This window comes from Erythrobacter sp. (assembly GCF_023653175.1).
Taxonomy (GTDB): Bacteria; Pseudomonadota; Alphaproteobacteria; order Sphingomonadales; family Sphingomonadaceae; genus Erythrobacter.
In genome coordinates this window covers 1-7,352 of sequence record NZ_JAMNXL010000180.1, presented here as the reverse complement: position 1 = coordinate 7,352, position 7,352 = coordinate 1, and the positions used below count along the sequence as shown (strand labels likewise).

General features: G+C 67.1%; 6 protein-coding genes and 1 pseudogene. 2 read left to right on the top strand and 5 right to left on the bottom strand.

The window, feature by feature from the left end:
- Window positions 1-1,003, bottom strand: a pseudogene (locus NBV68_RS15975) (transcription-repair coupling factor); the annotation flags it as partial.
- A 178-nt stretch (window positions 1,004-1,181) separates the two neighbouring features.
- The gene (locus NBV68_RS15970) at window positions 1,182-1,460 is read right to left on the bottom strand and encodes a succinate dehydrogenase assembly factor 2 (protein ID WP_296311631.1); all 279 of its coding nucleotides are present in this window, start codon (window positions 1,458-1,460) and stop codon (window positions 1,182-1,184) included.
- Between the two features lie 74 nt (window positions 1,461-1,534).
- Between NBV68_RS15970 and recG the strand changes: the two genes are divergently transcribed.
- Entirely contained in the window at window positions 1,535-3,610 is a 2,076-nt protein-coding gene (gene recG, locus NBV68_RS15965; RefSeq protein WP_296311628.1) for an ATP-dependent DNA helicase RecG, read from the top strand.
- Between the two features lie 85 nt (window positions 3,611-3,695).
- Window positions 3,696-4,211, top strand: coding sequence for a hypothetical protein (locus NBV68_RS15960; protein WP_296311625.1), 516 nt, complete (start codon window positions 3,696-3,698; stop codon window positions 4,209-4,211).
- A 15-nt stretch (window positions 4,212-4,226) separates the two neighbouring features.
- On the opposite strand, the gene NBV68_RS15955 is transcribed toward NBV68_RS15960, so the two are convergent.
- The 3 genes from NBV68_RS15955 to NBV68_RS15945 form a co-directional block, all read right to left on the bottom strand.
- The gene (locus NBV68_RS15955; RefSeq protein WP_296311623.1) at window positions 4,227-4,727 is read right to left on the bottom strand and encodes a low molecular weight protein-tyrosine-phosphatase; all 501 of its coding nucleotides are present in this window, start codon (window positions 4,725-4,727) and stop codon (window positions 4,227-4,229) included.
- A 162-nt stretch (window positions 4,728-4,889) separates the two neighbouring features.
- Window positions 4,890-6,275: an AarF/ABC1/UbiB kinase family protein gene (locus NBV68_RS15950; protein WP_296311620.1), complete on the bottom strand. Its 1,386-nt coding sequence runs from the start codon at window positions 6,273-6,275 to the stop codon at window positions 4,890-4,892.
- A gap of 74 nt (window positions 6,276-6,349) precedes the next feature.
- Window positions 6,350-7,123: an SDR family oxidoreductase gene (locus NBV68_RS15945; protein ID WP_296311617.1), complete on the bottom strand. Its 774-nt coding sequence runs from the start codon at window positions 7,121-7,123 to the stop codon at window positions 6,350-6,352.
- Between the last annotated feature and the right edge of the window lie 229 nt (window positions 7,124-7,352).

Genomic DNA, 7,352 nt, shown 5'->3' with positions numbered 1-7,352 from the left:
GCGCCGCATCGAACTCCCCGCGCGCGAGGTAGAGCAATTCGGGCCGCAGCGGGCGATAGGAGCCTTTCCTCTCGCCCGCGATCCGCCCGCGCTGTTCGTGGTAATCGGCGATGTCGGTAAGGCGTTCTTCGGCCGCGCCCAGCGCGCTCTGGTCGATCACGACGACATCGTCTTTGCCGAGGTGGTCGAAAAGGCTCGCAAGCTTCGCTTCGAACAGCGGCAGCCAGTGCTCCATCCCGGCGAGGCGGCGCCCCTCGGACACGGCCTCGTAAAGCGGGTCCTGCGTCGCATTGGCGCCGAACAGTTCGCGATAACGGGTGCGGAAGCGCTTGATGCTCTCCTCGTCGAGCAGCGCCTCGGAAGCGGGGAGCAGCAGGTGGTTGTCGATCCGCTCAACGGTGAGCTGGGTCGCGGGATCGAACAGGCGCAAGCTCTCGAGCTCGTCGCCGAAGAAATCGAGCCGGAGGCCGCTCTCTAGCGAGGAGGGGAATATGTCGACGATCGAGCCGCGCACCGCGAACTCGCCGTGGTCGATGACCGTGTCGGTGCGGCTGTAGCCCTGCCGGACGAGCAGCGCGGTGAGGCTATCCTGCCCGATCTGCGTGCCGACCGTGAACGCGCGCACGCTCTCGCGCACCCGGAAGGGGGTGAGCACGCGCTGGAGCACGGCGTTGACGGTGGTGACCAGCAATTGCTGCGCCGCTCCGGGTTGCTGGAGCTTGTGGAGCGCGGCGAGCCGTCCGGCGCTGACCGACAGGGCGGGGCTGGCGCGATCGTAGGGCAGGCAGTCCCAAGCGGGGAAGGTCACCACCTCGACCTCGGGCGCGAAAAACCGCGCTGCCTCGGCCGCTGCGCGCATCGCGGCATCGTCGGGCGCGATGAACACCGCACGGCGCTTTGCGGCGCGGGCGAGATGGGTGAGCACCAGCGGCAGACTCCCACGCGGCAGCGAGGCGAGGGTCAGCGGATCGCGGGCCGCAAGGATGCGGTTCAAATCGGGCATCGGGTCACTTCACAAGCCGCTCGAGGGGCAATGCGGGAATACCCCCACCTCGAAAAAGAGGAGGGGGTCACGAAATAATGCGGGGCGCCGCAGGCCAAACAGCGGGCGCGCGGGATTTGTTCCGAGCCTTTAGCGGGGCGCAGTCGTCTTGTCGAACCGCGTCGAACGTTCGGGGCGCTCAGCGCGGAATGTCGACGTAATCGAGGCGTTGCATCATCGCCAGCAGGTCGCCCGCGAGACGCTCCGGCGCATCTTGCGTGCCAAGCGCCCAGGCCATCACGTCTACATCGTCCTCGTCGAGCAGCGCCTCGAACCAAGCCAGCTCCGCCTCGCCCCAGCCGGCGTGGTAGCGGTCATAAAAGCCGCCGATCATGTAATCGGCCTCGCGCGTGCCGCGGTGCCAGGCGCGGAACTTGGCGCGAGCGAGGCGGGTCTCGAAGGAGGGCGTTTCGGTCATGGGCGCCGGTCTAGCCACAGCTTCCCGCGCCTTCAACTCGCAAAGACGCAACCGCAGTGTTAGCCCTTGCACCCATGCGCCCCGAGGCTCTCAATCCGCTCTTCGCCGAAGTCGAAACGCTCGAAGGCGTCGGCCCCAAGCTGATGAAGCCACTGGAGAAGCTCGCCCTCCGCCGCGTCAAGGACCTCGCCTACCATCTGCCCGAACGCTTCGTCAGCCGCCGCGCGGTGGCCGATCTCGATTCGGCTTCCGAGGGAGAGCAGGTGATCATCGCCCTGACCGCGATCGAACACCGCGCGCCGCGTGCCGGTAGCCGCGGGCCCTACCGAGTGCTGGCGCAGGACGCGGTGGGCAATGTCTGTTCGCTCAACTGGTTCGGCAAGGCCGCCTACAGTGCCAAGAAGCTGGTGCCGGTGGGCGAGACGCGCTGGGTGGCCGGGCGGCTCGACCGCTATGGCGACATGCTCCAGATCGTCCACCCTGACCATATCGAGGAGGCCAGCGCCGCGCACATGGGGCGCATGTCCGAGCCGGTCTATCGCCTCTCGGAAGGCCTCACCCAGCCGCGTATCGCCGATTTCGCGGCGCAGGCGCTGGAGCGGCTCCCCGACTTGCCCGAATGGATCGAGCCTGGCCAATTGGAGCGCTCCGGGTGGCCTTCTTGGCGCGATGCGCTGAGGCTCGGGCACGAGAGCACCGATCCCAAGGCGCGCGACCGGCTCGCCTATGACGAACTGCTGGCGAACAGCCTCGCGCTGCTGCTGGTCAAGGCCGATGGCCGCAAACGGCGCGGACAGGCGCTGGCGGGGGACGGGGGCTTGCGGGCGCGGTTGCAACTCCCCTTCGGCCTCACCGCAGCGCAGCAGCGCTCGATCGCCGAGATCGCGGGGGACATGGCGCAGGAGGCGCCCATGCTGCGCCTGCTGCAAGGCGATGTCGGCGCGGGAAAGACCGTGGTGGCGTTGAACGCGATGCTGATCGCGGTCGAGGCGGGCAAGCAGGCGGCGCTCCTCGCACCCACCGAAATCCTCGCCCGCCAGCACTTCGAGACCCTGCGCAAGATGCTCGGGCCCACGGGGGTGGAGATTGCGCTGCTGACGGGACGCGCCAAGGGGCGCGAGCGCGAATCGATCCTGATGGGACTGCTCGATGGCTCGATCCAGCTGCTGGTCGGCACCCACGCGATCTTTCAGGACACGGTCAGTTACCGTGACCTCGGCCTCGTGGTGATCGACGAGCAGCACCGCTTCGGCGTGGCCCAGCGCCTTGCGCTGGCGGCGAAAGGCCGCCGCGCGCCGCATACCCTCGCGATGACCGCAACCCCGATCCCGCGCTCGCTGACCCTCGCCCAATACGGCGAGATGGACGTGAGCCGCCTCGATGAACTTCCGCCCGGGCGGCAGGCGATCGAAACGCTCGTCTTCCCGCAGGCACGCATGGACGAGATGGTTGCAGGCGTCGAGCGCCACCTTGCCAGCGGGCAACAGGCCTATTGGGTCTGCCCGATGGTCCGCGAATTGGACGGCGTGCCCGACCTTGCCGACATTGCCGCCGCCGAGGCCCGCTATGCCGCGCTGAAGGAGCGGTTCGGCGATGCGGTGGTGCTCGTCCACGGCCAGCTCCGCCCTGAAGTCAAGGACGCGGCCATGGAGCGCTTCGCCTCGGGAGATGCCCGGCTACTGATCGCCACGACGGTGATCGAAGTCGGGGTCGATGTGCCGACCGCGACGCTCATGGTCATCGAACAGGCCGAACGCTTTGGCCTCGCGCAATTGCACCAGCTGCGCGGCCGGGTGGGGCGCGGATCGCAGAAGAGCCGTTGCGTGCTGCTGCGCGGCGATGAACTCTCCGAAACCGGCAAGCGGCGCCTCGCCCTGATGCGCGAGACGCAGGACGGATTCCGGATCGCCGAGGAAGACCTCGAATTGCGCGGTGGGGGCGAGTTGCTCGGCACGCGGCAATCGGGGGAGGCGGGGTTCCGGATCGCCGATCTTGAGCAGACCCAGCGGCTGCTCCCCATCGCGCACGGCGACGCGCGCCTGCTGATGGAGCGCGACGGCGGGCTGACCTCCCCACGGGGCGAGGCGGCGCGGATCCTGCTTTACCTGTTCGAGCGCGACTGGGGCGTCCAGCTACTGCGCGGCGGATGAAAGCTGCCGAAAAATTGTTCCGTTAAACAGATGTTTGCAACTTGCGCCCTAGACTTCGATCAAACAGTCGAAAGGGATCAGCAAGGTGTCGGACGTCCATTTTTCGCGGATCAAGCTCGGTCTGGCACTTGTTGTCAGTGCAGGCCTGTTCTGGCTCTGCTTGTGGGTCGCGATGGGCGGCGGCCCGAAGGCCGCCCTGGGCGGTGGCTTTGCCGCGCTCGTCATCGCCTTCGCGATGCTCTATTTTGCGCGCTACCTGCTCGACAACCGCATCCTGTCGATCGGGGCCACGGAGCTCGAATTCCACGGCATGGCCTCGACCCGCCGCCTGCGGCTCGACCAGATCGCGCTGATGAGGGTCGAGACTCAGACCGTCAATTACGTCACGACCCGCTATCTGGTCATCGAGCCCCATCAGGGTCATGGTCGCACGATTAAGTTTGCGGCAACGCTGCTCGAAGGGCGCTTCGGCGGATGCGAGGGCGTGGCCGATCTGATCACCAATGGCGCGCCCGATCCCGAGCCCTTCCCCCTGCCGCGCCGCGCGCCGACGCCCCCTTCGGCGGCGCGCGCCGGCGGGTTCGGGCGCAAGGGGCTCTAACGCCCCGTGCAAACCTCAGGCGGATTGGTGGGTGGTTTCGCTGAGCAGCTTGTCGGCCCAGGCATCGACCCCGCGGTTGATCACCTGCCAGGCCGCCTCGAAGGCGGCGGCATCGCCGTAATAGGGATCGGCGACAGGCTCGCCTCGCCGCCCTTCGACTGCATCGAGCAGCATTGCGAGGCGCGCTGTCCCGTCGCGCGGGGCCTTGGCGCGCAGGCCCTCAAGATTGGCGCGGTCCATGGCGATGATGTGGGTGAAGCGGTAGAAATCGTCGCGCTCGATCTGCCGCGCAGACTGGCCGGCGATGTCGATACCATGATTGCGGGCGACGGTGATTGCGCGCGCATCGGGTTCCTGACCGAGATGGTAGGAAGCGGTTCCGGCGGAGTCGACAAGCACAGCAAGGCCGCGCGCCTGCGCCGCCTCGCGAAACGCACCCTCTGCCATCGGTGACCGGCAAATATTGCCAAGACACACGAACAGCACGCTCGTCTTGTGTTCGATCCCCCCATGCATGCGCGATGCGTTATTACAAATCACCGGCGCTGTCCACCGCCTATCTCGTTGGTTTTATGCGAAACATCACAAGGGAAATGTGATGGCCGTCACATACCGGGCGAGACATGGCGGCAGAATCGGGGGCCGCCTGCCGGGCAGGCAGGGCCAAGCGCGCTGTAATCAGGCCGCCGCCTCGCCTAGCGGCGCGGTGTCGGCCAAAACTTCCTCGGTGATGCGGCGGATATTGACCTTCGCTTTCAGCCGCGCGCCGAGCAGCGCTGTTCCCGAAACCTTGCGTTGCACGAACAGCGTCTCGATCGGCGGGAAGGCCCAGGTGTCCTTGTCCTGCGCGATGGCGTAGCCTTCCTCGCGCAGCAGGGGGATGAAGGCGCGGTCGCCGAAATCGAACGGTGCGTCGGCGCGCATTTCGTTGATGACGATATCGATCATCCGGTTCACCCGCTCGGGATGCTTTTCGGCGACGATCGGCATCATGAAGCCGGCCTCGATGGTCGCCCGGAGGACGTCCTGCGCATTCCCCTGCAATCCGGCGATCAGCATCTTGCGATAGCCGTTCGCCACGGCCGGATCGACCGGGCGGCAGGCGCCGAAATCGAGCAGCACGATCTCGCCGGTCTCCCGCCGGTAGCGGAAGTTGGCGAAGTTGGGATCGGTCTGCATCACGCCGAGATCGAACAGCTCGCGCGCGACGAGCCGGATCAGGCGGGCGAAGACTTCATCGCGGCGTTCGGGCGGCTCGTTGCCGAGCTCCTCGATGCTGACGCCCTCTTCGAAGCTCATCGCAAGGATCGAGCCGAGGGTCAGCCCCTCGTGCAGGCGCGGGACGACGAAGCCCGGGGTGTCCGCCAGCATGGCGCGATACATCGCCATCTGTGCGCCCTCGCGCTGGTAGTCGGCCTCCTCGTGGAGCTGCTGCTTGGCGGCGGCCATCAGCTTGTCCATCTCGAGCTCGGGCGGGGCGAAGCCGGCGACTTTCAGGAGCGTCATCACGTTGTCGACATCACTGTCGATCGACTTGGCGACGCCCGGATACTGGACCTTGATCGCCAGCTCCTCGCCGTCACGGGTGAGGGCCTTGTGGACCTGGCCGATGCTGGCGGCGGCGATCGGGCGCGGGTTGAACCAGCGGAACTGCTTGCGCCAGTCGGGCCCCCATTCGCTGCGCAGCACCTGGTCGAGCTGCTTGGTCGGCATGAAATTGGCCTGATCGCGCAAGGTGGCGAGGATCTTGGAGAGTTCCTCGGGGAGGAAATCGCCCGCATCGAGGCTGATCATCTGCCCCATCTTCATCGCCGCACCGCGCAGGTGCGACAGGCGGTCGGTCATGCGCTGGACATTGCCGGGGGTGAGGATCAGGTCGCGCGCCGAAATGCCCTCGCCGCTCGCCAGCCGCCGTGCGCCTTCGGCGACCATCCCGCCCGCAACGCCTCCCACCAGCCGCCCGAAGGTGCCGAAGCGGGCGATGCGCCCCGCCGGCACCGCGCGTTGGCGGGCGCGGTCTTCAGGGCGGTCGGCGAATTCGGAGGTCTGGTCGTCGTCGGGCACGGGGGGTGGTGGCTTTCCGCGAGAGGTGAGACGGGTTTGAACGCTAACGGTTAGGCAGGTTCGGTGTTCCCCTCTCAGGAGATGCACAGGCCCCCGTCTACGGCCAGGCACTGGCCGGTGATGTAATCCGAGTGGGGTGAGGCGAAGAACACCGCCAGCCCTTCAAGCCCCGCTTGGTCACCGGGACGGCGCAGCGGGATGCGGCGGCTCATCCATTCGGCAAACTTTGGGTCGGCCTTGGCGGTGATGTCGGTCTCGTAGTAGCCGAACAGGAGCGCATTGGCGGTGATCTGGTAGCGCGCGAGCTCGAAGGCTGCGGCGCGGGTGAGGCCGTTGAGGGCAGCCTTGGAGGCGGCATAGTCGGAACTGCGATTGACCCCCATGATCGACTGGCCGGAAGAGGTCGCGATGAGCTTGCCACCGGGCTCGCCGCGCTTGGCGCGGTCGATCATGTGGCGGGTTACATGCTTGTAGACCAGCGCTGCCCCGCGGGTGTTAACGGCGAAGGTGTGGTCCCAGCCTTCTGCGGTGATGTCGGGGATGGTCGTGCCCGCACCCGAGATACCGGCATTGGCGAAGCACACGTCAATGCGGCCGAAGGCAGTCAGAGTGTCTTCCATTGCTCCGGCAATCTGCTCCTCATCGGCCACATCGCAGGTCAGCGCCAGCACACCGCCCGCGCCAAGCCCGAGCAATTCCTCGAGCGCGGCTGCGTTCTTGTCCGCATTGCGCGCCAGGATCGCGACATTGGCGCCCGCCTTGGCGAGCCCGCGCGCCATCCCCAGGCCAAGCCCGCCATTGCCGCCGGTAATGATGGCCGTATGGCCGGTGAGATCGAACAGTTCCATGGCCGGTCAAGTGGCGCAAAGCCGCCGCGCCTGCAAGCTGCGCGGGAACTCTTGGAGCGGGGCGGGATTTGCCCTGCCATGGACGGACAAACTTCGCTTTCGCCGGCAGCCCGCGCGCTCGGCTATGCCGGGCTGCTGCCGCAGACCATCTGCATCGCCTTGATCCTTGGCGGCCACGAGTGGCGCTATGCGGCGCTCGCGGGCGGCTATGCCTATGCGGCGGCGATCT